Source organism: Nocardia sp. NPDC056611, from assembly GCF_042792755.1.
In the GTDB taxonomy this organism is placed as follows: Bacteria; Actinomycetota; Actinomycetes; order Mycobacteriales; family Mycobacteriaceae; genus Nocardia.
Genome location: NZ_JBHTVV010000001.1, coordinates 1,626,198 through 1,651,813, shown reverse-complemented (window position 1 = coordinate 1,651,813; position 25,616 = coordinate 1,626,198). Strand labels below are relative to the sequence as shown.

Below are 25,616 nucleotides of genomic sequence, written 5' to 3'. Positions count from 1 at the left end.
CCCGTGGGTTGCTATTCGCCGCCGAAGACCCTTTCCACCACCGTTTTCGCGCGTCGAGTGACGCGCATGTAGTGGTCGAGGAATTCGCTGCCGTCGTCATTGGGCCAGCCCGCGACACGGGCTACCGCCGACAGGAGGGTGCCGGGGCCGGGGAGTTGGTCGGCCGGTTTGCCGCGGACCAGGACCAGGGCGTTGCGGGCCTTGGTGGCGGTGAGCCAGGCGTCGCGGAGGAGGTCGGCGTCGGCGGTGTCGATGAGTTCGGCGCGTTCGATGGCGTCGAGGGATCGGAGGGTGGAGGTGTTGTGGAGTTCGGGGACCTCGTGGGCATGGAGCAGCTGGAGGAGCTGGACGGTCCATTCGATGTCGGCCAGTCCGCCGCGGCCCAGTTTGGTGTGGGTGGCGGGGTTGGCTCCGCGCGGGAGGCGTTCGGAGTCGACGCGGGCCTTGATGCGGCGGATCTCGCGGACGCCCTCGGGTGACATGCCGCCCTCGGGGTAGCGGACCGGATCGATGGTGCGCAGGAAGCGGACTCCGAGTTCGGGGTCGCCCGCGACCTGATGCGCGCGCAGCAGCGCCTGGACTTCCCACGGCTGCGCCCACTGCTGGTAGTAGGCGGCGTACGCGGCCAGGGTGCGGACCAGCGCGCCGTTGCGGCCCTCGGGGCGCAGACCGGCGTCGACCTGCAGCGGCGGGTCGGTGCTGGGCGCGCCGAGCAGGCGCTGCACCTGTTCGGCCACGCCGACCGCCCATTTCACGGCGACAGTTTCGTCCTCGCCGGGCCGCGGATCGCAGACGAACAGCACGTCGGCGTCGGAGCCGTAGCCCAGTTCCATGCCGCCGAGCCGCCCCATGCCGATGACGGCGAAGTCCGCGGGAGCGGGTCTGCCCAGTTCGGCTTCACTGGCCCGGATCACGGCCTGCAGCGCGGCTTCCAGGGTGGCGATCCACACCGAGGACAGCGCCTCGCACACCTGCTGGACATCGAGCATGCCGAGCACGTCGGCGGAGGCGACGCGCGCCAGTTCGTGCCGGCGCAGCGAGCGCGCCGTGGCGACCGCGCGCTTGGGATCGTCGTAACGCCGTGCCCCGGACAGGATTCCGCGCGCCACATCGGAGGGCTTGGTGGCCAGCAGCAGCGGCCCGCGCGGCCCGTCGGCGTACATGCGGATGGTCTCGGGCGCGTTGATCAGCAGGTCCGGCAGGTACGCCGAGGAGCCCAGCACGATCATCAGCCGCTGCGCGATGGCCCCTTCGTCGCGCAGTTCGCGCAGGAACCAGATCTCGTTGTCGAGGCCCTCCGACACCCGCCGGTAGGCGAGCAGGCCCGCGTCGGGATTCGGTGTCTCACCGAGCCATTCGAGCAGAGTGGGCAGCAGCAGCGCCTGGATGCGGCCCTTGCGCCCGACCTCACCGGTCAGCGCCTTGAGGTGGCCGAGCGCGTTCTCCGGGGCGACGTAGCCCAGCGCGGCCAGCTGCCGCACAGCCGCCTCGGGGCTCAGGCGCAGCTGGGCGGCGTCCATGCGCGCCACCGAATCCAGCAGCGGCCGGTAGAAGAGCTTGGCGTGCAGCCGCCGCACCCGCACCGCGTTGCGTTTGATCTCGCTGGTGAGCACCCCGACCGCGTCCTGGCGGCCGTCCGGGCGCATGTGCGCGGCCCGCGCCAGCCAGCGCATGCCCTCCTCGTCCTCGGGGGCGGGCAGGGTGTGGGTGCGCTTGAGCCTCTGCAGCTGCAGGCGGTGTTCGAGCAGCCGCAGGAATTCGTAGGAGGCGGTGAGGTTGGCGGCGTCGTCGCGGCCCACATAGCCGCCCGCGGCCAGCGCGCCCAGCGCCTCCACGGTGCTCTGCACGTGCAGCGACTCGTCGGCCTTGCCGTGCACCAATTGCAGCAGCTGGACGGCGAATTCGACATCGCGCAGACTGCCGTGCCCGAGTTTCAGCTCACGTTCGCGCAGGTCAGCGGGCACCAGGTCCTCGACGCGGCGGCGCATGGCCTGCACGTCGGCCACGAAGTCGGGTCGCTCGTTGGCGGCCCACACCATGGGCATGAGGGCCTTCTGATACTCGCGACCGAGGTCGAGATCACCGGTGGCGGGCCGCATCTTGAGCAGCGCTTGGAATTCCCAGGTGCGCGCCCAGCGCTTGTAGTACGCGATGTGTGAGTCCAGGGTGCGGACCAGCGCGCCCGCCTTGCCCTCGGGGCGCAGCGCGGCGTCGATCTCGAAGAACGCGGCGCTGCCGACGCTCATCATCTCGGCGGCGAGCCGGGTGGCGGTGGTGTCGGCCGGTTCGGCGACGAAGATGACGTCCACGTCGGAGACGTAGTTCAGTTCCCGCGCACCGCATTTGCCCATGGCGATGACGGCCAGGTGCACCGGCACCTCACGGTCCTGACACACCCGCGCGACCGCGACCGACAGCGCCGCGGTGAGCGCGGCGTCGGCCAGATCGGTGAGGTGCTGCCCCACCTGCTGGTACGGCAGCACCGGTTCGTTCTCGACGGTGGCGGCCAGGTCGATGGCGGCCAGCAGCATGAGCTGATCGCGATACCGCTTGCGCAGCAAGGCGATCGCCTCGGGCCCGGAGATCCCGGCCCGGTACATCATGGGCCCGGCCGCGGCCCCGTTCTCCGGGACGGCGTGCACGGCGTCCAGCAGATCCGCCAGCACTTCCGCGCGGCTGGGCAGCGTGGGCCGCCGCAGCAGCCGCCACGCGCCCGGATCGGCCACCAGGTGATCGGCGAAGGCGCTGGAGGAGCCGATCAGCGCGAACAGCCGCCCGCGCAGGGCGGAGTCGCGGCGCAGTTCGGAATCCACGGCGGCCCAATCGCTCCCGAGCTGCTCGCGCAGCCGGATCAGCGTCAGCAGCGCCAGATCGGCGTCGGGGGAACGCGACAGCGCCCACAGCAGGGGAACGCTGTCCACGTTGTCCCATGCCAACTCTCGCAGAGAGGCGGCGGCCGACGGCTCGAGCAGACCGAGCCGCCCGACACCGGGCACAGCGGAACGAGCAGTCGGAGGCCGAACCATGTCCTTCAAATTACAGGTCGTGCCCACCAGACATGCCACCCATCCCACTCAAACCAGACACTGTGTCCAATCCGCTTCCAGTCCGCGACGCCACCGAGTGGCCGCGGTGACGTGCCGATCAGGGCATGAGAGTGGCGGCGCGAGACACGAATCGAGCCGCAATCGCGAGGATTGCGGCCCGATTCGGGTGATTCGCCGGGGTCAGAGCCCCAGGTATTCCTTCAGCTCGTAGGGCGTCACCTGCGCGCGATAGCCCGCCCATTCGCGGCGCTTGTTGCGCAGGAAGAAGTCGAAGACGTGCTCGCCCAGGGTCTCGGCGACCAGTTCGGACTTCTCCATCGCCTTGAGCGCCTCGTCCAGGGACGCGGGCAGCTCGCGGAAGCCCATGGCGCGACGCTCGGCCGAGGTCAGCGACCACACGTCGTCCTCGGCCTCCGGCGGCAGCGTGTAGCCCTTCTCGATACCGCGCAGGCCCGCGGCCAGCAACACCGCGAAGGCCAGGTACGGGTTGCAGGCGCTGTCAGGGCTGCGGATCTCGACGCGACGCGACGCCGACTTGTTCGGGGTGTACATCGGGACGCGCACCAGCGCAGAACGATTCGAGCGACCCCAGGAGGCGGCCGTGGGGGCCTCGCCGCCGTGGATGAGGCGCTTGTAGGAGTTCACCCACTGGTTGGTGATCGCGGAGATCTCGTGCGCGTGCTCGAGGATGCCCGCGATGAAGGCGCGCGCGGTCTCGGACAGGTTGTCCGGGTCGTCGGGGTCGGCGAAGGCGTTCTGCTCGCCCTCGAACAGCGACATGTGGGTGTGCATGGCCGAACCCGGGTGGTCGGCGAACGGCTTGGGCATGAAGCTCGCGCGCACGCCCTCGTCGATGGCCACTTCCTTGATCAGGTAGCGGAAGGTCATGACGTTGTCGGCCATGGACAGCGCGTCGGCGTACCGCAGGTCGATCTCCTGCTGGCCGGGCGCGCCCTCGTGGTGGCTGAACTCCACCGAGATGCCCATGGACTCCAGCGAGTCGATGGCGTGGCGGCGGAAGTTGGGGGCCTCGTCGTGCACGGCCTGGTCGAAGAAACCGCCGTTGTCGGCGGGGATCGGCGCGGTGCCGTCGTGCGGGCCCGGCTTGAGCAGGAAGAACTCGATCTCGGGGTGCACGTAGCAGCTGAAGCCCAGATCGGCGGCCTTGTTCAGCTGGCGGCGCAGCACGTGCCGGGGGTCGGCCCACGACGGCGATCCGTCGGGCATGGCGATATCGCAGAACATGCGCGCCGAGTGCTGGTGGCCCTTCGAGGTGGACCACGGCAGCACCTGGAAGGTGGACGGATCCGGCTTGGCCACCATGTCGGCCTCGGAGACCCGGGCAAACCCCTCGATGGCCGAACCGTCGAAGCCGATACCCTCCTCGAACGCACCCTCGAGCTCAGCGGGCGCGATCGCCACGGACTTGAGATATCCCAGGACATCGGTGAACCAGAGACGCACGAAACGGATGTCCCGCTCTTCGAGCGTCCGGAGCACGAATTCCTTCTGACGGTCCATGACCGCGAGCGTAGGGTCCCGGAGTTAAATCCGTGTTACATACGCCGACAGATTCAACTCTCGGAACTGTCAGCAGCGACGACCCCGAACCGCGCGGAGATATCGGCGCGCGGCCCGGGCGTCAGCGATCAGCAGGTGAGGCCCTGGGCGGGCTGCTTCAGGTCCACGAGATAGTCGATGACCGGGTCGTCGACGCATTTCACACCGGACAGCGACACCGTGTGGCGTGTCCCGTTGAAGGTGATGAGCGAGGCGCCGAGCTGCTGGGCCAGGTTCACGCCCGCCTGATACGGGGTGGCCGGGTCCTCGGTCGTGGAGATCACCACGACCTTGGGCAGGTTCGGGATCGAAATCTTGTGCGGGGAGCTGGTATTGGGGACCGGCCAGATGGCGCACAGTTCCAGCGGGGCGGCATCGCTGCCGTGGCCGTCGTCGAGGAAGGGCGCGACGCGGCGGTAGTCGGCGTCCTGCTTGGCGGCGACGGCGCGGTCGGTGATGGCCGGGTCGTCCACGCAGCGGATGGAGTTGAAGGCGTCGGCGCTGTTGTCGTAGCTGCCGTCGTCGTGGCGGCCGTCGTACATGTCGGCCAGCGCGAGCAGCGTGTCGCCGCTGCCCTGGGCCAGTTCGCGCAGGCCCTTGGTGAGGGCGGGCCACAGGCGGTTGGAGTACAGGGTCTGCTGGACGCCGGTGATGGCGTCGCCGTAGTGCAGGCCGCGACCGTCCTGGGTGGGCACCGGCTTGTCCCACAGCGGGTCGACGAGGGCGCGGAACTTCTTGGTGGCCTGGCCCGGGTCGTCGCCGAGCGGGCAGTTGGTCTTCTCCTTGGCCGCGCAGTCCGCCGCGTAGGCGTCGAACGCCTTCTGGAAGCTGGCCGCCTGCGCCACCGACTCCTTGACCGGATCCTGCTCCGGATCCAGCGCGCCGTCGAGGACCAGGGCGCGCACCTTGTCGGGGAACTTCTCGGCGTAGGCGTAGCCCAGGCGGGTGCCGTAGGAGTAGCCCACATAGCTGAGCTTGGGGTCGCCGAGCGCGGCCCGGATCACGTCCATGTCTTGCACGACCTCGCGGGTGCCGACATGGCCGAGGAACTCCTTGCCGGTGCGCTCCACGCACTTGCCGGCGAAGTCCTTGTTCTCCGCCTCGAGCGCGGCGATGCCGGCGGGCGAGTTGTCCCGGTTCGGCTCGGCGCGCTGGGCGTCGTTCTCGGCGTCGGTCCGGCATGTGATCGCGGGCTGCGACGCGCCGATACCGCGCGGATCGAAGCCGATCCGGTCGAAGCGGTCGGCCAGCGCGGTGCTGTCGCCGAGAGTGACCATGCTCAGGCCGGTCACGCCCGGTCCGCCGGGGTTGAACAGCAGCGAACCGATCTTGGCGCCGTTCGCCTTGACCCGCGAGATGGCGATCTTGGCGGTGGCCCCGCCGGGATTGGCGTAGTCGACCGGCACGGTCACCCGGGTGCACTCGGCGTCGCGCGGCATCTGGTCTTCGCTGTACTCGCGGCAGCTGCCCCAGTTCAGGGTCTGGTTGTAGAAGGTTTCCATCCCCACCGGTGCCGACGCGGTGGGATTGCCGTCCACCACGCTGGTGCACGCAGCCGCGGTCATCGCCAACGCCGTCGCCATGAGCACGACCCGGCCGGTTCGCATCAACGCCATCCCACGATCGTGCCATGTCACGGTTTCGGCCATGGTGGAGGTTCGGTGCGGGTCCTCCCCGGTCCGTGGGCGTTCGCACGGAAAGTCCCCAGGCGGCTCTCAGAAATCGCATGCTTAATGGGAGAGAACCGGGGGGCTCTACGTACGAGGGGATGCCATGTCCGTGCAACCGCATTCGCCGAATCGGCCCACCACCCGCTCGTCCCGCCTCCGCGCGCTGCGGGTCGCCGCGGCGGCGGTGGTCGCGCTGACCGCCACGCTGGGACTGGTCGCGTGCGGGCCCTCGACCCTGCCGGGTGCGCCGATCGCGGAATCGCCGGGCGGGGTGACGAAGAGCCAGCCCATCGACTTCACCACCGCCCCAGCCGATCTCGACGCGGCCGCGCGAAATGTGGTGCCGGGCATCGTGGATATCGACACCGAACTGGGGCTGCAGAACGGCGAGGGCGCGGGGACCGGCATCGTGCTCGGCTCGGACGGCATCGTGCTCACCAACAATCATGTGGTGGAGGGCGCGACCAAGATCTCGGCGACCGATCTCGGGAACGGGCAGACCTACGAGGCCACCGTGATCGGATTCAACCGCAGCGAGGACATGGCCGTCATCAAACTCACCGGGGCGTCCGGATTGCAGACCGCGCCGCTCGGCGACTCCGACAAGGTGGCCATCGGCGACCCCGTGGTGGGTGTCGGCAACGCCGGCGGCCGCGGCGAGCCCACTCCCGCGCAGGGCACGGTCACCGCGCTGAACCGGTCCATCACCGCCAGCGACGACGCCACCGGCAGCTCCGAGCAGCTGACCGGCCTCATCCAGGTCGCCGCGAATATCGAACCCGGCGACTCCGGGGGCCCGCTGGTCGACGCGACCGGCAAGGTGATCGGCATGGACACCGCCGCGTCCAAGGGATTCCGGTTCAGCATCGGCGGCGGTCAGGGCTTCGCCATCCCGATCAACAAGGCCGCCGGGGTCGCCAAGCAGATCCAGGCGGGCCAGAGCTCGGACCGCATCCACATCGGCGACACCGCCTTCATCGGCGTCTCGGTGACCTCCGCCGGGGGCGGCGCGCAGATCCGGGGCGTGGTGCAGGGCGGGCCCGCCGATCAGCTCGGGCTGGCCGCCCGCGACGTCATCACCGGCCTCGACGACCACACCATCACCACGGCCACCGACCTCACCGCGACCATGGACCTGCACCACCCGGGCGACACCGTCACGTTGAAATGGACCGACGCGAGCGGGCAGAACCGGTCCGAGCGCGTCCAGCTGGCTAAGGGACCGGTCGGCTGAGATGTGAGCAATTGCATCGCTGGGGTGAGCGGCCGCAATGGCAGACTGAGGACGTCAGAACAACCCGGGGACCCGACAGGGCCTCGAGGCAACGACGAAAGGGACGATGATGTCCGTATCCGAGGCGGAAACCCCTGTGTACGGTTCGGCGCCGACAACTCCCAAGCGCGGGGAGGAGGCGCGGAAGCGGAAGACGCGAGTGCAGCACCTGCAGCAGATGAAGCAGGCTGGGGAGCGCTGGTCGATGCTCACCGCCTACGACTACTCCACCGCTCGGCTCTTCGAAGAGGCCGGGATTCCGGTCCTGCTGGTCGGCGACTCGGCCGCCAATGTGGTGTACGGCTACGACACCACCGTGGCGATCACCGTCGACGAACTGATCCCGCTGGTGCGCGGCGTCGTGAAGGGCGCTCCGCACGCGCTGGTCGTGGCCGATCTGCCGTTCGGCAGCTACGAGTCCTCCCCCGAACAGGCGCTGGCCACGGCCGTGCGGTTCATGAAGGAGACCGGGGCGCACGCGGTGAAGCTGGAGGGCGGCGAGCGCGTGGCCGACACCATCCACACGCTGACCGCCGCCGGCATTCCGGTGATGGCGCACATCGGATTCACCCCGCAGAGCGTCAACACGCTGGGCGGATTCCGGGTGCAGGGCCGCGGCGACGGCGCCGAGCAGCTCATCGCCGACGCCATCGCGGTGCAGGAGGCCGGGGCCTTCTCCGTCGTGATGGAGATGGTGCCCGCCGAACTGGCCGGGCAGGTCACCCGCAAGCTGACCATTCCGACCGTCGGCATCGGCGCGGGCGCGGAATGCGATGCGCAGGTGCTGGTCTGGCAGGACATGGTGGGCTACACCGGCGGCAAGACCGCCAAGTTCGTCAAGCAGTTCGCGGATGTGGGCGGGCAATTGCGTACCGCCGCAGCCACTTACGCCGACGAAGTGCGGCGCGGGGTGTTCCCCGGCCCGGAGCACAGCTACTGAGCGGTCCGGCCACGCGCTGATCGAGGACGCCCCCGCGCTGATCGCGGGGGCGTTTCGCTGCGTGCTGGGCCGATACGGAGACGCGGTGAGCCGATACCGGGACGTGGTGGGCCGATACCGGGACGCGGGCGGGCGAGGTCACCCGCCGACGCCCCACCCGGCGCATTCCATAGCTTCCGGCTATCTCCCAGCCTTCGGGCCCCGTCATCTCGGTCCACTGCCCGATTTTGGTGGCAGACTCGAAAGCCAACGAGCTGGAACGACCAAAGGGAATTCATGGATCGTGGAACGAGTCGCTGGATCCGCCGCACCTCGCTGCTGGGCGCGGCGTTGGCCGCCATCGCGCTGACCGCGGGGTGCGGGGACAACACCACCACCGGACCGTCGCAGCCCCAGGGCTCCGGCTCGCCGCTCACCACCGCGCAGTCGACCGTGCCGAGCACCGGTGCACCGTTGAACATTTCCGAGGATCAGGCCAAGCAGCTGTGCGACATGCTGCGCCCGCAGCTGTCGGACTGGCGGGTGCAGGGTCCGACGCTGGGCAAGATCGCGTTCAACGCGACCGTCGCCCAATGGGCGGTGCAGAACGGCCTGTTCATTCCCAGCGAGCGGGGCGTGGTCGACCGGGTGACCACCAAGAGCTGTTCCGATGTGCGTGATCAGACGCTGTCGGCGCTGGAGATCCCGAACATGGCCGCGGGGCTGGTGGCGGGCTGATGCGGACCCTGTACCCGGCGATCGAGCCCTACGAGCAGGGCAAGCTGGACGTCGGCGACGGTCAGTCGCTCTACTACGAGGTGAGCGGCAATCCGGACGGCAAGCCCGCCGTCTTCCTGCACGGCGGACCGGGCGGCGGCACCGCGCCCTACCACCGGCAGTTCTTCGATCCCGAGGCGTACCGGATCGTGCTGTTCGATCAGCGCGGCTGCGGGCAGTCGACGCCGCACATCGCCGACGGGGCGAGCCTCGAGCACAACACCACCTGGGACCTGGTCGCCGATATCGAAAGGCTGCGAACGCATCTGGGCATCGAGCGGTGGCTGGTGTTCGGCGGGTCGTGGGGGTCGACGCTGGCGTTGAGCTACGCCCAGACCCACCCCGACCGAGTCACCGAGCTGGTGCTGCGCGGCATATTCCTGTTGCGGCGCAAGGAAATCGATTGGTACTACAATGGCTCCGCGGGGTACGTGTACCCCGACGAGTGGGAGAAGTTCCTGGCGCCGGTGCCGGAAGCCGACCGCGGGCGTGACCTCGTCGAGGTCTATCACCGCCTGCTGCACTCCCCCGATGCCGCTCTCGCCACCGACGCGGCCGTCGCGTGGTCCACCTGGGAGGGTGCCACGAGTTCCCTGCTGCCCCAACCGGATCGGGTCGCCGAGACCGCCGATCCGCGCTTCGCGCTGGCCTTCGCACGCATCGAGAACCACTACTTCGTCAACGGCGGCTTCCTCGACGAGGGACAGTTGCTGCGCGACATCGACCGCATCGCCCACATTCCCGGCGTCATCGTGCAGGGCCGCTACGACGTCGTGTGCCCGGCCACCAGCGCCTGGGATCTGCACCGGGCCTGGCCCGGCTCGGAACTGCACCTGGTGGCCGACGCCGGCCACGCGGCCCTCGAACCCGGCATCACCCACCATCTGGTGGAAGCCACCGACAAGTACAGGACGTAGATGAGCACCACAGCCGGTCCCGCCTTGGTCGACGCAGTAGCCGCCGATGTGGACCGGCTGTGTACGGCCGAACCCGATGTGCGCCAGGACCTTCCGGACTCGGTGCACAAGATGCGGGTGGCCACCCGGCGGCTGCGCAGCGTGCTGAAGTCCTACCGGCGGATACTGCGCCGGGCACCGGTCACCGAGATCACCGACGAATTGCGCTGGCTGGCGGGATTACTCGGGGTGGCCCGGGACGCGGAGGTGCGCGCCGAACGCTTCACCGAGTTGCTCGCCGCCACCGGGGCGTTGGCCGAACAGGCTGTGCCGACAGATGAGAAAGCCATTCATCACCAAGGTTTCGCACAGCGACTCATCACCGAGGAACGCGACACCTATGCCGGAGCCCACCGCGCGGTGGTCACCGCATTCGGCGACCGCCGCTACGCCACACTGATCAGCGATCTGCGGGAGTTGATCACCGACCCGCCGCTGAAGGACTCCCGGGCCGGCAAGCCCGCCGAGCCCGTCTTCACCAAGGTGCTGCGCCGCGATCTGCGCAAGCTGCGCCACCTCGTGCACGCCGAGCACGGGCTGTCCGGGGACGCGCGCATCGAGCGCCTGCACGATATTCGCAAGGCCGCCAAACGATTGCGCTACTCCGCCGAGGCCGCCACCGCCGTCCTCGGCAAACCCGCCGAGGACCTCGGCAAGAAAGCCAAACACCTCCAGGGCGTGCTCGGCGACCACCGTGACGCCGTGGAAGCCCTGAACACGATCCGCACCCACGCCGTCGACGCCGACTACACCTACCAACATCTCTGCGACGCCGAGGCGGCAGCAGCCGCCCAGGCCCTCGACCAGTACCCGGACGCCGTCGAATTCGTCCACCACCACCCACTGAGCTGACCCGGACGAGCGGTTCGCCCCCGCGAAAGGCAGTCAGAGCAAGTCGATCTCGGTGAGATCGATCTCCAGCTCGAACGGAACGGTCAGCTGAAGCCGATCATGGTGGATTCCGGTGAGCGCGTAGGTATTCGTGGCTGGGTCGAGCTCATAGACGTAGACAACCGGCCGCCCGTCCGTATTCTCCACGCGCCAGAAATGCGATATTCCAGCCTTCGCGTAGAGCTGCGGTTTACGTGGTCATGACGTCGAGTATGGCATCGAAAGCGCTGGTCCAGTGGCGTAGCTGAAGGTGACGGTGCGGGTGACGGGGTCGGCCTCGGTGAGGCGGACCTGGACGTTCTCGCCTTCGGGTGGGGCGCCGGTGCACTTGGCGAGGACGGGTGGGTCGGCGATGAAGATCTCGGCGGGGCGGGTGCCGTTGGCCTCGCGGAGCACGACCGCGTCGAAGTCGGTGTGCAGGCGCGGGGACAGGACGGTGGCCTCGGTGAGGTCCAGGCAGGCACGTTCGACCTTGCCGGCGAGGGCGTCGGTGCGGCGCATGGTGTCGACGGCGGTGGTGAGTTCGTCGACGACCCAGTGCGGCACCGCGGCTTTCGCGCACAGGGCCAGGCAGATCTCGGTGGCGTAGCGGTCGGCCAGGCGGCGCAGCGGGGCGGTCACGTGTGAGTACGGGGCCCCGATCGCGCTGTGCCGCAAGGTGTCCGGGTCCTGGCCGTTCAGGATGGTGTAGGAGGCGCCGCGCAGCAGGCCGGTGGCCTCCGACATGAGCACCAGAGCGGCGGGGGTGTTGCAGTCCAGTTCGGCCAGCATGCGGCCCGCGGACTCCTCGGGCGGCCACGGCACGCCGACCGCGGCGGCGGTGCGGCGCATGGACTCGATGGCGGACGGGGCGGGCGGCGGCATGGTGCGCAGCAGACCCGGCGGCTCGGGGTTGCCGGAGCCGTTCGAGTTATGTCCGTCGAGCATGATTCGGGCCGCGCACATACCGGTCAGCAGGGAGATCTGCTCGTTCCAGTCGTCGGCCGCGGTGCGCGGTTCCAGCGCCAGCTGCCAGTGGTCGATCCCGGTTTGCTCGGCGTCGCGGACCACGGTCTGGTCGGGCAACCGCAGCGTGATCGCGCCGCGCTCGATGCCGGCCGCGATGCGCAGCCGCCCGAAATCGGGCAGCGCGGCGATCGACGGGTGCAGGCTGCCGTTGTCGGCGTCGGCCTGCACGCCCTGATAGTCGAGGCGGGCGCGGGAGCGGACCAGCGCGCGGGTCACCGAGAACCGCACCGGTTCGGCGTGCGCGTCGCATTCGATGGTCCACAGCGCGGCCGGGCGGTCGACGTCGGGCAGCAGGCTGGCGAGGCCCTCGCTCAGCACCGGCGGGTGCAGCGGGACGGTGCCGTCAGGGAAGTAGAAAGTCTGGCCGCGGGCCAGGGATTCGCGGGCCAGCGGCCCGCCGGGGACGACCACCGCGGCGACGTCGGCGATGGCGTAGTGGAGCAGGAATCCGCCGCTCGGGGTGCGTTCCAGGCAGACGGCCTGGTCCAGATCCATGGCACCCGGGGGATCGATGGTGACCAGCGGGATCTCCCGCCGGTCGGCTCGGGCGCCCGCGAACGCGTCGACCGCGTCGCGGGCCTCCGAGACGGCCTCGGACGGGTAGTCCGAGGCCAGTCCGAACTCGGTTCGGACGGCGCCGAAGTCCACCGGCGCCGACACGATCCGTTGATGCAGTTCCACTGCGGAGACTGGCCCTACTGCAGGGCCAGCATCGTGCCGTTCAGCTCGTTGAACGGACCGTACACGGTGAACACCACGCGGCCGCCCGGGTACTGCGACGACAGCAACGCGGCCGAGTCCAGGGCTTCCCCGAACGACGCGGCCGACGGATGCGGCAGGCCGGCGATGACCTGTCCGAAGTGGTTCTGCGCCACCCACTGCGTGTCCGCCGCGGTGAGATCCACCTGAATCCCGCCCGGCAGCGGCGTCACGGCCACCGCGGAGGCAGAACCGGCACCCAGCACAGCGGAAGCGGCAGCGGCGAGAAACGCTCCCACTGCCAGTTTGCGAGCAATTCGCATTGAGACGAGACCTGCTTTCCGACGATTGTTGAGCCCTTGTCCCGTCGCGGACCGCTACGGAACTTTCCAACGCGCAACACTTTATGACGTCGATCACGTTCGGTGCCAGTTCAAGGCCGATAACCCGCCCGACACGCCGAGCCGCGCCGGTACACACCGTGGGGCGCGCCGCCATTCTCATCCACGCGGAGCAGATGCGCAGGGAAACGGGCGAGCGGTGTCGATCACGCCGCCCGCCCGCCGGTTTTCCCGCGGCCGCACCGCTCGCCGCGCGGACCGCCTACCTACCGCGCAGACCGCCCGGGAACTTGGCACTGAAGAGTTTGAATCCATACGCGATGGCGAACAGCACCACGATGGCCGCCGGTTGAACGACACCAGCCATGACTTACTCCCTCATCTCTTGCGACGCGTCGGGCTCCTCCGGCGCGGTCTCGGCCGGCGTCCGGCCGCTGCGTTCGAGGAAACGCAGCAGCTCCACCGGGAACGGCAACACCAGGGTCGAATTCTTCTCCGCCGCAACCTGAACCACGGTTTCCAGGAATCGCAGCTGCAATGCGGCGGGGGCGTCGGACATATTGGCGGCGGCCTGGGCCAGCTTCCGCGAGGCCTGCAATTCGCCCTCCGCGGAGATGACGCGGGCGCGGCGTTCGCGTTCGGCCTCGGCCTGGCGGGACATGGAACGCTTCAGGGCGTCGGGCAAGGCGACGTCTTTGATCTCGACGCGGTCGATGTGCACGCCCCAGTTCAGTGCGGGCGAGTCGATGAGCAATTCCAGGCCCTTGTTGAGCTGCTCCCGATTCGACAGCAGATCGTCGAGTTCGCTCTTGCCGATGATCGAACGCAGCGACGTCTGCGCCACCTGCGCGACCGCGAACAGATAGTCCTGCACCTCGATGAGGGCGCGCAGGGGATCGATGACCCGGAAGTAGACGACCGCGTCCACCCGGACGGTCACATTGTCGCGGGTGATGCCCTCCTGCGCGGGCACCGGCATCGTGACCACCTGCAGGGAAATCTTGGACATCTTGTCCACGCCGGGAATCAGCAGCCGCAATCCGGGCTCCCGCACGGCCCGCACCCGCCCGAGCCGGAACACCACGCCCCGCTCGTATTGCGTGACCACCCGTACCCCGGCCGCCAGGCCGATTCCGGCGATCACGACGATGGCGGCGAGCCATCCGATCAGCAGATACAGAACATCCATGGCGAGCTCCGCGAAAATATCTCCGCGCCATCGGAAATCCGACGGTGTGCCTTCCATGATGGCACCGGGAGATCGCCCCCGCGACGCCAAATTCTCGCCGACAGATCACCCCCAGTTCGCGGCCGTCCCGATTCTGGACTGACGGAGCGGGGGAGCGAAGCGGAGGAGCGGAGGAGGGAAGAATCGGGACCAGAGGCCGCGAACCCGCCCCGCAGCGAAGCGTAGGGGCAGAAAATACGGGCGGACGAGTCGGTCTGTAAGCCGGATCCTGTCCCCGACGTCGAAACGCCGGGTGGCGACCATCCATCTGGACACACCGTTGCCGGGTGCCTCGAGCGGTCCACCCGCAGGCTCGGGCGAGCAGCCCTCGAACACCTGCGCAGCCGCACTCTCGCGAGTGCGGCCTTCGACCTTGCTCCGGGCGGGGTTTACCTAGCCGCGCCGGTCACCCGGCGCGCTGGTGCGCTCTTACCGCACCGTTTCACCCTTACCGGCGGTGCACTTCTCGCGAAGTGCGGCCCGCCGGCGGTTTGTTTTCTGTGGCACTGTCCCGCGGGTTGCCCCGGGTTGCCGTTAACAACCGCCCTGCTCTCCGGAGTCCGGACTTTCCTCGGCGACAGGCTGCGGCACACGCGTTGCCCGTTCCTCTCGCCGCGGCCGCCCGACCGACTCGTCCGCGGCCACCAGGGTACGGTAGGGCGTCATGGAGCGTGTCGAGGTGGGGTTCCCTTCGGGTGTCGAACAGTGCGCCGGCTGGCTGTATCTCCCGGATGGACCGCCGCGTCCGCGCCCGCTGGTGGTCATGGGGCACGGGCTGGGGGCGGACCGCGAAATGGGGTTGGATCGGTACGCGCGACGGTTCGCGTCGGTGGGAATCGCGGCTCTGGCCTTCGACTATCGGCATTTCGGGGCCAGCGGGGGCGAGCCCCGGCAGATGATCAATATCGCGCGGCAGCGTGAGGACTGGCATGCGGCGATCGCGTTCGCCCGCACCATCCGGGGGATCGACGCTACACGAATCGCGTTGTGGGGCAGTTCTTTCGGCGGCGGTCACGTGCTCGCTGTCGCTCCTGACGACCACTACATCGCGGCGGTGGTGGCGCAGTGCCCGTTCACCAGCGGCTGGTCCTCGGCGCTGGCGAAGGGGCCGTTCAGTCTGATCAAGACCGGGACGCTGGCGGTGACGGATCAGGTGGTGGGGCCGATCATTCGGCGCCCGATCACCGCGCGGCTGGCGGGCAAGAAGCACTCCGCGGCGTTGATGAGCGCGGCCGACGTACCCGCCGGATTCGGGCGGCTCGCCGAGGAGAGCGCGCAGTACCGGCCGAAGGTGGCGGCGCGGATCGGGCTGTCGACGCTGTTCGACAATCCGACGCGGCACGTCAAGGACATCAAAGCGCCTGTGCTGTACGCGATCTGCGACAACGACACGGTGGCCCCGGCGGGCCCCACAGTGAAGGCGGCCGAGCGGACCAAGCACGCCACCGTGAAGCGTTATCCGATCGGCCATTTCGACATCTACTTCGACGACTGGTTCGAGAAGGCCGTCTACGACCAGACCGAGTTCCTGATGGCGACCCTACGTCCGTGAACCGAACCCCCTGCGGCACCGGGGGTTACCGGTCTCCTCAGAGATACGACGTGTCGTTGACCAGGCGCACCGACGAACCGCCGTCGGGATAGAACTCCGCGATCGACAGCGACGCCAGATCCAGGTGCAGCCGGTAGAGCAGCGACGGACCCACTCCGAGTGCCAGTTGCAGCAGCGTCTTGATCGGCGTGACATGGCTGACCACAAGCACATTCGCGCCCGGATACAACGCCACCAGATCCCGCCGCACCGACTCGACCCGCTCACGCACCTGATCGAAGCTCTCACCGCCCGGCGCGGGGATCGACGGATCGCCCAGCCACTGGCCGTGCAGCTCCGGATCCTGTTCCCGGGCTTCCAGGAACGTCATTCCCTCCCAGGCCCCGAAGTCGGTCTCGGTCAATCCTTCCAGCACCCGCACCGGCAGCCCGAGCGCCTTCCCGGCCGCCTCCGCGGTCTCCCGCGCCCGACCCAGCGGCGAGCACACGATGGCCTCGATCCCGCCTTTGCGCGCGAGCATGGCCGCCGCGTTCGCGGCCTGCTGCCGCCCGAGCTCGGTCAGCGGCGGATTGCCGCGGCCCGAATACCGGCGCTCCACCGACAATTCCGTCTGCCCGTGCCGGAGCAGCAGCAGCCGGGTCGGCCGCCCGATCGCCCCGGTCCAGCCGGGTGCGGGCGTGGCGGCGGATGCGGGACTGTCCACGACCCCGCCCGCCACGGCGGCGGCGACCTGCCCGAGCGTGCCCTGGCCGCTTCCGGAATCGCGTTCGGCCGCCGTCGAATTCGACGCGTCCGATCCGAGTTCGGCCGGGCGGCCGAGCGCCTGGCCCGACTCCCGCAGCGCTGTGCGGACCTCGGCGACGGTGTCGGCGTCGTCCATCGCCTCGTTCGCCAGCCGGTCGGCGTGCGAGTTCTCCTTGCGCGGAATCCACGCGAAGCTCACCCGATCGAACCCGGCCACCAGCCGCCGCGCCCGATCGGCGAGCGGAATCATGGCCTCGTGCTTGACCTTCCAGCGCCCGGACATCTGCTCGACGACCAGCTTGGAGTCCATGCGCACGGACACCTCCCGCGCACCCAGCTCGGCGGCCGCCTCCAGACCCGCGATGAGCCCCCGGTATTCGGCGACATTGTTGGTGGCGACGCCGAGGAATTCCTTGCGCTCGGCCAGGACGCGCGCACGATCGGAGTCCCAGACCACCGCACCGTACCCGGCGGGGCCGGGATTGCCGCGCGAGCCGCCGTCCGCTTCCACGATCACCATGTCCACCAACGCTGTTCACCTTCCGTGCAGGTCCGAGAATCCGCCGGCGGGTCACGCCGCCGTGGCGTCGAGGCCCGTGCCGCGCGGCGCCTGGTTCGCGGGTCGGCCGCCGCGTCGCCTCACCGTGTCATCGCCCAGGGGATCCGGTGCGGGCCAGGCGTCGATCCTGTCGCGTCGCCGTGCTGGTTCGCGGTATTCGGGCTGTCGTGTCGTGTGCCGGTCCCCGCCGGGCGGCACGGGTGCCGCGCGCCGGTGAGCGCGCGGCGGTCGGGTCAGAGCCCGGAGTGCTTGGTGCGCACCAGGATCGCGCCGCATTCGGGGCAGCGGACCACGACGTCGGGGGCGGTCTGGGAGATGCGGGAGATCTCGCCGCGGTCCAGTTCGATGCGGCAGGCGCCGCAGCGGCGCGCCTGGAGCAGGGCCGCGCCGACGCCGTAGGTGGCGCGCTGCTTGTCGTAGGTGGCGATCAGGTCGGCGGGGAACGACCGGGTCAGGGCTTCGCGGTCGGAGTCGCAGCGCTGCTGGGCGACGTTGAGGTCGGCCAGGGCGCTGTCGCGCAGGCGCTCGGCGTCGACCAGTTCGGCCTCGGCCTGGTCCAGGTTGGCCCCGGCGTGGGCGTGCGCGGCGGCGGCGGCCTCGCGGCGCTCCATCACCTCGATCTCGTCGTCCTCGAGGACCTTGCGGCGGCGTTCCAGGCTGGTCAGCTCGTGCTGCAGTTCGGAGAGCTGCTTGGCTCCGACCGACCCGGCGGTGAGCAGGCCGCGGTCGCGCTCCTCGCGCTTGCGGACGGCCTCGATCTCGCCTTCCAGCTTGCGGATGTCGCGGTCGAGGTCGTCGATCAGGATCTCGGCCTTGACCGCCTCGTCCTTGCGGGTGCCGCGCTCCGCGGCCAGCCGATCCACTTCCTGCTGCTCGGGCAGCACCTTGCGGCGATGCTCGATCCGCGTCAGCTCGGCGTCGACGGCGGCGAGGTCGAGCAGCTTGGCCTGGATCGATGGTTCGGCATTCAACGCGAAGGTCTCCTGGACGCTATGGACGAAATTCAAGACTCCCACCGTACCGCCCCGGCGGGGTCCGAAACGCCAAGCCCGCCCCGAGCAGGACAAACGATCACGCGGACCGGGCCGGGCCGGACAATCGCCGGGGCGGCCGGGGTCGGCCGGGTCGCGCGCGGACGGGCTCAGCAGTCGGACTCGCCGAGGGTCCAGGGGTCGGTGCGCAGGGTGGAGACGCGGGTCTCGAGCCCGGGCAGGGCGTGGCGGACCACACCTTCGGCCTGGCCGCACCAGGGGAACTCGGTGGCCCAGTGCGCGGCGTCGATCAGGGCCGGGCCGCCCGCGCGCAGGTGTTCGTCGGCGGGGTGGTGGCGCAGGTCGGAGGTGACGTAGGCGTCCACGCCGAGGCGGGAGACCTTGCCCAGGAAGGAATCTCCCGCGCCGCCGCAGACGGCGACGGTGCGGATGACGCGGTCCGGGTCACCGGCGGCCCGCACGCCCCAGGTGGTCGCGGGCAGGGCGGCGCGCACGCGAGCGGTGAACTCGCGCAGGGTTTCCGGGGCCGGCAGCTCGCCGACACGGCCGATGCCCAGCCGGGACGGCAGGTCGGCGCGTTCGGTGACGTGATAGGCGGGTTCCTCGTAGGGGTGGGCCGCGCGCAGGGCGGCCAGGATCGCGGCCCGCCGCGACGGCGAGGCCACCACCTCGAGGCGATCCTCGGAGACCTCGTGCAGCTCGCCGACCACGCCCAGGGCCGGGTTGGCTCCCGCGAGGGGCCGGAACTGGCCGGTGCCCGCGACCGTCCAGGCGGCGTCGGAGTAGGCGCCGATCCTGCCCGCGCCCGCCGCGAACAGCGCGTCCAGCACGGCGTCGCGGTGCGTGACCGGCACCTGCACCACCCACTTGTCCAGGGCGGTCAGCGGTTTCGGATCGAGCGGCCCGGTGACGGTGAGCCCGATCGCCGCCGCGAGCGCGTCGGAGACGCCCGGATCAGCGGAGTCGGCGTTGGTGTGGGCGCTGAACAGCGCGCAGCCGGAGCGGATGAGCCGGTGCAGCAGCGCGCCTTTCGGGGTGTCGGCCGCGACCGTGTCCACCCCGCGCAACAACAGCGGATGATGCACGACCAGCGCCTGCGCGCCCCACTCGATGGCCTCGTCCACGACCGCGGCCGTGGCGTCGACGGCGAACAGCACCCGCGAGACCGCGTCCCGCGGGTCACCGCACACCAAGCCCACCGAATCCCAGGACTCGGCCAGTCCGGGCGGGTACGCCGCTTCCAGCGCCGCGATGAGATCCGACAGCCGCACCGTCGTCACAACCGAACCTCCTGCTCGATCCTGCCTGCCACGATCACAACCCCACGTCGCGGATGGCCGCGACGAGCCGGTCCACCGCCTCCGCCGGCCGCACCGCGACCCGCAGGAAACCCGTTTCCAGCCCGGGGAACGTATCACCGCGGCGCACCGCGATCCCCTTGTCCGCGAGCCGCTTTCGCAACAGTTCCGCGTCCGGCACCCGGATCAGCAGGAACGGGCCCGCCGCGGGCTCGTGCACCTCGACGCCCAGTTCCCGCAGCCGCGGGATCATGGCGGCGCGATCGGTGGCGATGCGCTCGGCCATCCGCCGCGCCTGCGCGACCGCGGCCGGTTCGCTCACCGCCGCAATGGCTTCCAGCTGCAAGGTACCCAGCGGCCAGTGCGCGCGGCCGTGATTCAACCGCGCCAGCACCTCCGGCGCGCCGAGCGCGTACCCGCAGCGCAGTCCGGCCAGCGCCCACGTCTTGGTGAGGCTCCGGAACACCAAGACATCCGGATGACTCTCTCCGGCGAGGGATTCCGACTCGCCCGGCACCGCGTCGGCGAACGCCTCGTCCACCACCACGATGCGTCCGGGCCGCCGCAGCGCCCGGATGCTGTCCGCCGAGTGCAGCACGGAGGTCGGGTTCGTGGGATTGCCCACCACCACCAGATCCGCGTCCTCCGGCACCACGACACCGTCGAGCGAGTACGGCGGCTCCAGCATCACCCGCGCCACCGGCGCCCCGGCCTCGCGCAACGCCAGCTCCGGCTCGGTGAACGACGGATGGATCACCGCCGCCAGCCGGGACACCAGCCGCGGCAGCATCGCGAACCCCTCGGCCACCCCGGCCAGCAACAGCACCTCGTCGACCGACCGCCCGTGCCGCGCGGCCACCGCTGCCCGCGCCGCCCGCTCGTCCGCCTCCCCCGGATACCGCCCCAGCTCCCCCAGCCGTCCCGCCAGCCGGTCCCGCAGCCATTCCGGCGGCGCGCTCCCCTGGACGTTCACCGCGAAATCCACCATGCCCGGCCGCGCGTCCACGTCCCCGTGGTGCCGCAGCCTGGCATGGTCGAAATCCTGGAACTCGGTGTCGTCCGGCACAGCCGTCCACCCTACGTGGCCGCCGTCCGCGCTTACCGGCCAGAATGGCTGTCGTGGGCGACCTGCATGTGACGTTTATCTGCACCGGCAATATCTGCCGGTCCCCGATGGCCGAGAAGATCTTCGCCGCGCATCTCGAGCGCGCCGGATTGGCGGATCGGGTGCGGGTGAGCAGTGCCGGGACCGGGAGCTGGCATGTCGGGGACGAGGCCGACCACCGGACCGATCGGGAGCTGAGCGCGCACGGGTATCCGACGGGGCACACCGCCGCGGTGATCGGGGCCGACCACCGCGACGCCGATCTGGTGGTGGCGCTCGACACCGGGCACGAGCGGGACCTGGCCCGGCTGGGGGTGCCGTCGGACCGGCGACGACTGCTGCGCAGTTTCGACCCCGACGCGGACGGTCGCTCGGTGCCGGACCCGTACTACGGCGACCAGTCCGATTTCGCATTGGTGCGCGAACAGATCGAGGCGGCCGTGCCGGGGATGCTGGACTGGGTGCGCGAACAGCTCGGCGAGGATCCGCGGGCCGGAGGCCGGGACGCATGAGTTCACTGCTGCGCCGCCTCACCTTCCTGCTGCGCCCGAGCTGGCTGATCCTGGCCGTGGTGGTCGCCGGTTTCGCCTACCTGTGCTTCACCGTCCTCGCGCCGTGGCAGCTGGGCAAGAACACCCGCACCTCCGATCGCAACGACCGCATCGCCGCGTCGGTGCACGCCGACCCGGTGGACATCGCCGGGCCGCTGTCGGGCGACGGCAAGAACACCGAATGGCGGCGCGTCACCGCTAACGGCAGCTACGTCCCCGACTCGACGGTCCTGGTGCGCTTGCGTCACCTCGACGGGCAGCCCGCCTACACCGTGCTCGCCGCGTTCCGGCTCGACGACGGCCGCACCCTGCTGGTCGACCGCGGCCAGATCGCGGCCGCGCAGGGCGGCACCCGCCCGCCCGCCATCGCCGACCCGCCCACCGGGCCGCAGCACCTCGAGGCCCGTATCCGCGCCTCCGAGGGCGTCATCGAGAAGAAGCCGCCGACCACCGAAGACGGTTTCCGGCAGGTGTACACGACCGACACCGCCCAGGAGGCCACCGTCCTCGGCCTCCCCCTCACCCCCATCCCCACCGACGGCCTCGGCGGCTACCTCCAGCTCGACACGGGCCAGCCGGGCGCCTTCACCCCCGACGCTCTCCCCCAGCTCGACGCCGGGCCCTACCTCTCCTACGGCCTGCAATGGCTGGCCTTCGGCGTCATGGCTCCCCTCGGCCTCGGCTACTTCGTCTGGGCCGAGATCCGCGCCCGCCGCCGGGAGAAGACCGAGGCCGACGCCCAACCCGCCGCCCCGGCCGAACAGGTCGCCGAGGTGACCGCGACGACAGACGACACCGCCGAATCGCCCATTCCCTCGCCGGCGGCCAAACCCAACGATCCGGCCCCGATCAAGGCGAAGCCCACCGCCAACGAGGCCCGTCTCGCCGACCGCTACGGCGGCACCCGCCGCTGACTCCGGCCGAGCGCCGCCGACCGCGACCACGCGGCAGCATCCCGAGGCTCCTGAACTCCGCACGGGGTCCGAGCGCGCGAATCCAGGGCGCACGGCCATCGGGGCGTCGGCACCTGGGCCATCGTTGTGTTCGTGCTGGGCGCACGATCTCCCGCCAGGACGGTCGCGTGACGGTGTGCACGGCGGCCGGGGCCCGGGCGTGCCGCCGGCTCGGCTAGCCTCGCCGGGTGCGTATGGGGACTGCCGCTGCGGCCGGGTTGCTGCTCGGGTTCGGGCTGGATCGGATGCTGGGCGATCCTCGCAGGGGGCATCCGGTGGCCGGGTTCGGTTCGGCGGCAATGCGGGTCGAGCAGCTCACCTATCGGGACGATCGGGCCGCGGGAATCGTGCACGAAGTGGTGCTGGTCGGCACCGTGACGGGACTCGGAATCGGGTTGCGGCGCGCCGTCTCCCGGGCCGGGGCGAAACACCGCGCCTCGCGGCCGAGTTCGAACGGCATCGCTCGGACGCTCGGCGAGGTGGCGCTCACCGCTGCCGCGACCTGGACCGTGCTGGGCGGGACGACCCTCGCCAAGACCGGGCGGGACATGGCGGATCGCCTCGAGTCCGGGGACATCGAGGGCGCGCGGGTGTTGCTGCCGTCGTTGTGCGGTCGCGATCCCGAGGCGCTCGACGCCGACGGGCTGGCTCGCGCGGCGCTCGAATCGATCGCGGAGAACACCTCGGACGCGACTGTCGCGCCGCTGTTCTGGGGCGCGGTGGCGGGCGTTCCGGGGCTGCTGGCCTACCGGGCGATCAATACGCTCGACGCGATGGTCGGCTATCGCAACGAGCGGTACGAGCGGTTCGGCTGGGCCGCCGCGCGAACCGATGACGTCGCCAATCTCGCGCCCGCCCGGGTGAGCGGTCTGCTCACGACCGTTCTCGCACCGGTGATCGGGGGTCGTCCCGCCGCCGCCTGGCGAGCGTGGCGTCGCGATGCGGGCAAGCATCCGAGCCCGAATGCCGGGGTGGCGGAAGCCTCCATGGCGGGCGCGCTCGGCGTGACGCTCGGCGGCCGCACCGAGTACCGGCACGGCATCGAGATGCGGCCGACCCTGGGCGACGGTCCGGTCCCCCGCGTTCCTGATCTGCGGCGCGCGGTCCGCTTGTCCGAGGCCGTTCAGGTCGCGACATCGGTCCTCGCCGCCACGGCCGTCTACCTGCGGCGACGCTGACCCGTCACCGCGAATTCGCGAACCGCGCGGTCGCCTTCGCTAGATTTTCCAGGGGAATGTCACAGCCCGGCGACCTGTCTCGTCGGTCCTGTGAACGGTCCGCCCCACCGGGCGGGCGTGAGCGAAGGCGAGGGTTGCGATGAGTGGTGACGGACGGAACGGGCCCGATCAGGCCGAGCTGGCGCGGCAGTTCGAGGAGCATCGCGGCTATCTGCGGCGGGTCGCGTACAGCACGCTCGGCAGTCTCAGCGACGCCGACGACGTGGTGCAGGAGGCGTGGCTGCGACTGGTCCGGTACTACGAGACCAGCCCCGAGGACGCGCAGATCGAGAATCTGCGCGCCTGGCTGACCACGGTCACCGGGCGGCTGGCCCTCGACTATCTGGGCTCGGCGCGGGCGCGGCGCGAACAGTATGTGGGCGAATGGCTTCCGGAGCCCGAGGTCACCACCTGGGACGACCCGGCCGACCGCATCTCACAGGACGAGCGGGTCACCACCGCGCTGCTGGTGGTGCTGGAATCGCTGTCGCCCGCCGAGCGGACCGCGTTCGTGCTGCAGGACGTCTTCGGCATGACCGGCCCCGAGGTGGCCGAAGTCGTGGGCCGCACCCCGGCCGCGGTGCGCCAATTGGCCTCGCGCGCCCGCAAACACGTGGAGAACGGCACTCCCCGCTTCCCCGCCAGCGCGGACGAGCACGAGAAGGTGGTGTCGGCGTTCGCGGTGGCGTGGCGTTCCGGCGACCTGAGCGCGCTGCTGGGTGTGCTCGACACCAATGTCACCTTCACCTCCGACGGCGGCGGCAAGGTGCAGGCGTTCCTGCACCCGATGCACGGCGCGGACAAGGTCGCCGCGACACTGCTCGGGTTCCTGGAGTTCGCGTCGAAGGTCGGCGGCGCGTGGGGTCGCCCGGTGCTGGTCAACGGCCGTCCCGGCCTGGTGGTGTTCGACGGCAAGAACACCGGCGTCTTCTCGTTCACCATCGACGAGGGCCGGATCACCAAGATCGACGTGGTGCGCAACCCGGACAAGCTGCGCGACCTCCCGGCCGACGGCGCGGGACCCGATTGGGCGCTGGGCTCGTCCGAGTCCTGAGCGACGGACACCGCGGGCCCGCAACCGGATTCACCCGGTCGCGGGCCCGCCGCCGGGTCAGGACGAGGTGTAGGTCGCCGGCCCCAAGCCGTGCGCGGCCGCCACCTCCGGGGAGTAGAGCCGCCCGGCGTCCGCCGTGAGCCCTTGCGCGAGACCGGGATCCGCGGCGCACGCGCCCGACCAGCCCAGGTTCGCGATGGCGCGCGCGTACGGCAGCGTCACGTTGGTGAGCGCCACGGTGGACGTGTGCGGGACCGCGCCCGGCATGTTCGCGACGCAGTAGAACAGCGTGTCCGCCACGTGGAACGTCGGCTTCGCGTGCGTGGTCGGATGCGAGCTCTCGAAGCAGCCGCCCTGATCGATGGCGATATCGACCAGCACCGCGCCGGACTTCATCCGCGCGACCAGACTGTCGGGCACCAGTTTCGGGGCCCGCGCACCCGGCACCAGCACCGACCCGATCACCAGATCGGCGGCCAGCACCGCCCTCTCGACCTCCGCGGTATTCGATCCGATGGTGGTGATCCGCCCGCCGAACCGGGCGTCGAGTTCCCGCAATCGCGCGATATTGGTGTCCAGCACCGTGACCCGCGCCCCCATGCCGACCGCGACGGTCGCCGCGTTGCTGCCCGCCACACCCCCGCCCAGCACCACCGTGTCCGCGGGCCGCACGCCCGGCACCCCGCCGAGCAGCAGCCCGGACCCGCCCTGCGGCGCCATCAGGTGATACGCCCCGACCATGCCGCCGAGCTTGCCCGCCACCTCGCTCATGGGCGCGAGCAACGGCAGGGTGCCGTCGGCGGCGCGCACGGTCTCGTAGGCGATGGCGGTGATACCCGAGCGCAGGATGGCGTCGGTGCATTCGCGGGAGGCGGCCAGGTGCAGGAAGGTGAACAGCACTTGCCCCGCTCGCATGCGCGAATACTCCTCGGCGATGGGCTCTTTCACCTTCAGCACCAGTTCGGCCGCGTCCCAGACGTCGTCGGCGGTGGGCGCGGTGCGGGCGCCCGCCGCGAGGTAGTCGGCATCGTGGAAGCCGGACCCGAGGCCCGCTCCGGCCTCGATCAGCACCTCGTGGCCGTCCCGCACCAGTTCCCCGGCACCGGCCGGGGTGAGGGCGACGCGGTACTCCTGCTCCTTGACCTCCCGTGGAACCCCGATTCTCATACCGCCATCGTTCCCCGGCCGGGGCCGCGCCGCCATCAGCGCCACGGCCCGAATT

At 70.4% G+C, this 25,616-nt stretch carries 22 protein-coding genes and 1 other RNA gene; 10 read left to right on the top strand and 13 right to left on the bottom strand.

The genetic code is table 11. From position 1 onward, the window contains the following. Window positions 1-11: 11 nt before the first annotated feature. The 3 genes from ACFRAQ_RS07570 to ACFRAQ_RS07560 all read right to left on the bottom strand — a co-directional run bounded on the left by ACFRAQ_RS07570 (window position 12) and on the right by ACFRAQ_RS07560 (window position 6,223). Window positions 12-3,026 (bottom strand): bifunctional [glutamine synthetase] adenylyltransferase/[glutamine synthetase]-adenylyl-L-tyrosine phosphorylase, encoded by a 3,015-nt coding sequence (locus ACFRAQ_RS07570; protein WP_379095355.1) that lies wholly within the window; start codon window positions 3,024-3,026, stop codon window positions 12-14. A 201-nt stretch (window positions 3,027-3,227) separates the two neighbouring features. Next, window positions 3,228-4,568 (bottom strand): glutamine synthetase family protein, encoded by a 1,341-nt coding sequence (locus tag ACFRAQ_RS07565; RefSeq protein ID WP_213560277.1) that lies wholly within the window; start codon window positions 4,566-4,568, stop codon window positions 3,228-3,230. A 128-nt stretch (window positions 4,569-4,696) separates the two neighbouring features. Next, window positions 4,697-6,223, bottom strand: a complete 1,527-nt coding sequence (locus ACFRAQ_RS07560) for an alpha/beta hydrolase (protein ID WP_379095353.1) — start codon at window positions 6,221-6,223, stop codon at window positions 4,697-4,699. 157 nt (window positions 6,224-6,380) lie between these two features. Here ACFRAQ_RS07560 and ACFRAQ_RS07555 point away from each other — a divergent pair, with 157 nt between their 5' ends. The 5 genes from ACFRAQ_RS07555 (at window position 6,381) to ACFRAQ_RS07535 (ending at window position 11,054) form a co-directional block, all read left to right on the top strand. Next, on the top strand, window positions 6,381-7,511 hold the full coding sequence (locus ACFRAQ_RS07555) for a S1C family serine protease (protein ID WP_379095350.1): 1,131 nt from the start codon (window positions 6,381-6,383) through the stop codon (window positions 7,509-7,511). Window positions 7,512-7,620: 109 nt separating this feature from the next. Beyond that, window positions 7,621-8,490 carry a 3-methyl-2-oxobutanoate hydroxymethyltransferase gene (gene panB / locus ACFRAQ_RS07550; protein ID WP_379095348.1) on the top strand — a complete coding sequence of 290 codons (870 nt, stop codon included), beginning with the start codon at window positions 7,621-7,623 and terminating at the stop codon, window positions 8,488-8,490. 276 nt (window positions 8,491-8,766) lie between these two features. Continuing rightward, entirely contained in the window at window positions 8,767-9,207 is a 441-nt protein-coding gene (locus ACFRAQ_RS07545; RefSeq protein WP_379095345.1) for a hypothetical protein, read from the top strand. Beyond that, the gene (gene pip / locus ACFRAQ_RS07540) at window positions 9,207-10,163 is read left to right on the top strand and encodes a prolyl aminopeptidase (protein WP_379095342.1); all 957 of its coding nucleotides are present in this window, start codon (window positions 9,207-9,209) and stop codon (window positions 10,161-10,163) included. Before ACFRAQ_RS07545 ends, pip begins: the two co-directional genes overlap by 1 nt. Continuing rightward, window positions 10,164-11,054, top strand: a complete 891-nt coding sequence (locus ACFRAQ_RS07535) for a CHAD domain-containing protein (protein WP_379095340.1) — start codon at window positions 10,164-10,166, stop codon at window positions 11,052-11,054. It begins immediately after the preceding gene. Between the two features lie 33 nt (window positions 11,055-11,087). Here the strand turns inward: ACFRAQ_RS07535 and ACFRAQ_RS07530 are convergent, their stop codons facing one another. The 5 genes from ACFRAQ_RS07530 to rnpB form a co-directional block, all read right to left on the bottom strand. Further along, entirely contained in the window at window positions 11,088-11,240 is a 153-nt protein-coding gene (locus tag ACFRAQ_RS07530; protein ID WP_379095338.1) for a hypothetical protein, read from the bottom strand. 51 nt (window positions 11,241-11,291) lie between these two features. Beyond that, window positions 11,292-12,782 (bottom strand): RNB domain-containing ribonuclease, encoded by a 1,491-nt coding sequence (locus ACFRAQ_RS07525; protein WP_379095335.1) that lies wholly within the window; start codon window positions 12,780-12,782, stop codon window positions 11,292-11,294. Window positions 12,783-12,796: 14 nt separating this feature from the next. Then, window positions 12,797-13,123 carry a hypothetical protein gene (locus tag ACFRAQ_RS07520; RefSeq protein WP_379095332.1) on the bottom strand — a complete coding sequence of 109 codons (327 nt, stop codon included), beginning with the start codon at window positions 13,121-13,123 and terminating at the stop codon, window positions 12,797-12,799. Between the two features lie 388 nt (window positions 13,124-13,511). Beyond that, window positions 13,512-14,330, bottom strand: a complete 819-nt coding sequence (locus ACFRAQ_RS07515; RefSeq protein ID WP_379095329.1) for a slipin family protein — start codon at window positions 14,328-14,330, stop codon at window positions 13,512-13,514. A gap of 241 nt (window positions 14,331-14,571) precedes the next feature. After that, window positions 14,572-15,003: RNase P RNA component class A (rnpB, locus tag ACFRAQ_RS07510), an RNA gene on the bottom strand. A 30-nt stretch (window positions 15,004-15,033) separates the two neighbouring features. Here rnpB and ACFRAQ_RS07505 point away from each other — a divergent pair. Continuing rightward, complete coding sequence (locus ACFRAQ_RS07505) at window positions 15,034-15,921, top strand: alpha/beta hydrolase (RefSeq protein ID WP_379095327.1); 888 nt, start codon at window positions 15,034-15,036, stop codon at window positions 15,919-15,921. A gap of 37 nt (window positions 15,922-15,958) precedes the next feature. On the opposite strand, the gene ACFRAQ_RS07500 is transcribed toward ACFRAQ_RS07505, so the two are convergent. From ACFRAQ_RS07500 to cobC, 4 genes are all read right to left on the bottom strand, one after another. After that, window positions 15,959-17,191 (bottom strand): bifunctional RNase H/acid phosphatase, encoded by a 1,233-nt coding sequence (locus ACFRAQ_RS07500; RefSeq protein WP_379095892.1) that lies wholly within the window; start codon window positions 17,189-17,191, stop codon window positions 15,959-15,961. A 266-nt stretch (window positions 17,192-17,457) separates the two neighbouring features. Further along, window positions 17,458-18,195 (bottom strand): zinc ribbon domain-containing protein, encoded by a 738-nt coding sequence (locus tag ACFRAQ_RS07495; protein ID WP_379095889.1) that lies wholly within the window; start codon window positions 18,193-18,195, stop codon window positions 17,458-17,460. A 170-nt stretch (window positions 18,196-18,365) separates the two neighbouring features. After that, a complete protein-coding gene (locus ACFRAQ_RS07490; protein ID WP_379095324.1) occupies window positions 18,366-19,496 on the bottom strand; it encodes a Nif3-like dinuclear metal center hexameric protein in 1,131 nt (376 codons plus the stop codon). Window positions 19,497-19,530: 34 nt separating this feature from the next. Beyond that, on the bottom strand, window positions 19,531-20,580 hold the full coding sequence (cobC, locus tag ACFRAQ_RS07485) for an Rv2231c family pyridoxal phosphate-dependent protein CobC (protein ID WP_379095321.1): 1,050 nt from the start codon (window positions 20,578-20,580) through the stop codon (window positions 19,531-19,533). Window positions 20,581-20,624: 44 nt separating this feature from the next. On the opposite strand from cobC, the gene ACFRAQ_RS07480 reads away from it, so the two are divergent. From ACFRAQ_RS07480 to sigJ, 4 genes are all read left to right on the top strand, one after another. After that, window positions 20,625-21,131 (top strand): low molecular weight protein-tyrosine-phosphatase, encoded by a 507-nt coding sequence (locus ACFRAQ_RS07480; protein WP_379095318.1) that lies wholly within the window; start codon window positions 20,625-20,627, stop codon window positions 21,129-21,131. An 8-nt stretch (window positions 21,132-21,139) separates the two neighbouring features. Beyond that, complete coding sequence (locus ACFRAQ_RS07475; protein ID WP_379095886.1) at window positions 21,140-22,084, top strand: SURF1 family cytochrome oxidase biogenesis protein; 945 nt, start codon at window positions 21,140-21,142, stop codon at window positions 22,082-22,084. A 233-nt stretch (window positions 22,085-22,317) separates the two neighbouring features. Beyond that, on the top strand, window positions 22,318-23,301 hold the full coding sequence (locus ACFRAQ_RS07470) for a cobalamin biosynthesis protein (RefSeq protein WP_379095883.1): 984 nt from the start codon (window positions 22,318-22,320) through the stop codon (window positions 23,299-23,301). 139 nt (window positions 23,302-23,440) lie between these two features. Then, window positions 23,441-24,394, top strand: a complete 954-nt coding sequence (gene sigJ, locus ACFRAQ_RS07465) for an RNA polymerase sigma factor SigJ (RefSeq protein ID WP_379095316.1) — start codon at window positions 23,441-23,443, stop codon at window positions 24,392-24,394. 57 nt (window positions 24,395-24,451) lie between these two features. On the opposite strand, the gene ald is transcribed toward sigJ, so the two are convergent. Continuing rightward, a complete protein-coding gene (ald, locus tag ACFRAQ_RS07460) occupies window positions 24,452-25,561 on the bottom strand; it encodes an alanine dehydrogenase (protein WP_379095313.1) in 1,110 nt (369 codons plus the stop codon). Window positions 25,562-25,616 lie beyond the last annotated feature (55 nt).